Origin of the sequence: Arthrobacter sp. Br18 (assembly GCF_000520555.1) — a bacterium.
In the GTDB taxonomy this organism is placed as follows: domain Bacteria; phylum Actinomycetota; class Actinomycetes; order Actinomycetales; family Micrococcaceae; genus Arthrobacter_D.
In genome coordinates, this window is record NZ_KI914863.1 from 14913 (window position 1) to 17152 (window position 2240).

General features: G+C 69.3%; 2 protein-coding genes and 1 pseudogene. All 3 read right to left on the bottom strand.

Annotation, left to right across the window (positions count from 1 at the left end):
- The coding region (locus Y704_RS20190) for a pyridoxal-phosphate dependent enzyme (protein WP_035772208.1) at nt 1-305 on the bottom strand (305 nt) is incomplete at its 3' end.
- On the bottom strand, nt 302-1594 hold the full coding sequence (locus Y704_RS20195) for an AI-2E family transporter (protein WP_253904282.1): 1293 nt from the start codon (nt 1592-1594) through the stop codon (nt 302-304). The genes Y704_RS20195 and Y704_RS20190, both read right to left, overlap by 4 nt.
- A 34-nt stretch (nt 1595-1628) precedes the next feature.
- Nucleotides 1629-2240: pseudogene (locus Y704_RS20200) on the bottom strand (aldose epimerase); the annotation flags it as partial.

A 2240-nucleotide genomic window follows, 5' to 3' on the forward strand; every position in this document is an offset into this window, starting at 1 on the left:
ACGCCCTGCGCGTGGTTGCCGGCAGAGGCTGCCACCACGCCGCGCCGGCGCTCGGCCTCGGAGAGCTTGGCCATGCGCGTGTAGGCGCCGCGCACCTTGAATGAGCCTGCACGCTGCAGGTTCTCGCATTTGAAGGAGACGTTCGCGCCGATCAGCCGGCCCAGTGCCCTGGACTCCTCGATGGGGGTGTGGGCGATGACACCGTCCAGCAGCACCCGGGCGGCCTTGACGTCATCGAGCGTCACGGGAAGATCTGAGAGCGCTGCTGCGGCAGCCTGCTCAGCGAGGATGGTCTGGTCGGTCACGTCACGGTCTCTTCCTGAGCGGGGGTCGGGTGGCGGGAATCCGCCGGTCCCGGGGACGCGAGCGCCGGGTCGTACTCCCAGGCCCGGTTGGCGATATACCGAACGACGGTATTGGCTACCGCGAGCAGCGGCACCGAGAACAGGGCACCCGGGATGCCCGCCACAAGGGTTCCTCCGGCCACTGCCAGCACGACCGCGAGCGGATGGAGGGCTACCGCCGGTCCCATGATGAGGGGCTGCAGGATGTGCCCCTCCACCTGCTGCACCACCAGGACGATGGCCAGCATGATCAGGGCATTGATCCAGCCGTTGGCCACCAGGGCAAGGAGGACGGCGATGGAGCCGGTGGCGAGGGCCCCGACGATGGGGATGAACGAACCGAGGAACACCAGCACGCTGAGCGGCAACGCGAGCGGTACCCCGATGATGGCCGCTCCGACGCCGATACCCACGGCGTCGACGAAGGCCACGAGCATCTGGATCCGGACGTAGCTCGCCATGGAACCCCAGCCCCGCCGTCCCGCACCCTCCACCGCTGCACGTGCCCCTGCAGGCGCAAGGCCCGCGAGAAAGCGCCAGATGCGGGCGCCGTCGGCGAGGAAGAAGATCAGTGCGAACAGTGTCAGCAGCACTCCTGCGGCGAATTGTCCTGCGTCGGTCCCGAAGGACAGCGCTCCGCTCACGATCGAGCCGCTGTTGTTCTGGAGCGCGTCGCCGGCCTCCTGCAGGTACTGGTTGATCTGCGACGCCGTCAACTGCAGCGGACCCTGCGACAGCCAGGCGAGCGCCTGTTCGATGCCGGCCCGGGCCTCCGCCTGGAGCCCCGTGAAACCCACCGCGAACTGCTGCCCGACGAGGGAGAGCGCAAGGCCCACCAGTACGAGGAATCCCACCACGGTGAGGGCGACGGCGGAGCTGTTACCCACCCGGCGGCGGAGCGCATCGGTCACCGGCGCGAGAAGGGATGCGAGAAGGCCCGCGATCATCAACGGGATGACGAGCAGGGAAATTCGGCTCAGGAGCCAGACCAGCACGCCGACGACCACCAGGACGATCCCGAGGCGCCAGGACCAGGAGGCTCCCACCCGGAGTGCGTAGGGAACGTCGTCGCGGCCGGGCCGGGACGATGACGGCAGCCCCGGCCGGGACGGGCCGGCCACCGGGAAACGCGCGGGGACCGGAGTCCTGCCGTCGGGCGGAGGTGGGACGGGGGCGCTCATCGCTGCGGCTCGCCGGGAGATGGCACGCTGCAGGGCGCGTCTGGGTCTTCCTCCCGGGAATCGCGGCATGGGCCAATCTTTCCACACCGGCACCCCTGCCCGACTATCGGAGACGCGGCTCGATGCCCCACTGCGCGGTGAAGGCTTCCGCCGGTTCCAGCCAGCGCAGCCCCTCCCCGGAGTTGAAGGCGTCGGCAGGCGCCGTCATCGGCTCGATGGCAACAGCCTTGGCCACGCCCGGGTAGATGGTACTCACATACACGTGGGCGAAGCGGAAGGACTCATCAGCCCAGAGGGTCACCGACCGCCCGTCCGGTGCCGAGAGCACGTGTTCGTGCCTGCCGCCGGTCAGGTCGAGGCCACCGAAGGCCGCGTCGAACTCGAGATCGCCGATCCGCCGCCCGGCGCGCAGGTCGAAGCGCCCGGAGACGGGGACCTTCCCCGTGGGGATGAAGCGATCGTCGGTCTCGAAGACGTAGCCGGCCCGCAGCGTCAGCGTCAGGTCCTCGGTGGGCACGTCGGAGATCTTCAGGTAGGGATGCGCGCCGAGTGCGAAGGGCGCCGCAGCATCCGAAAGGTTCTCGAGGCGCTGGGTGACGGTAAGCCGTTCCTCGCTCAGGGCATACTCCGCAGTGTGCAGGAGGTGGAACGGGTAGCCGTGCTGGGGGAAGATTTCGGCCTGCAGCCGCACTGAGCCGGCGGAGACGGCCAGCGG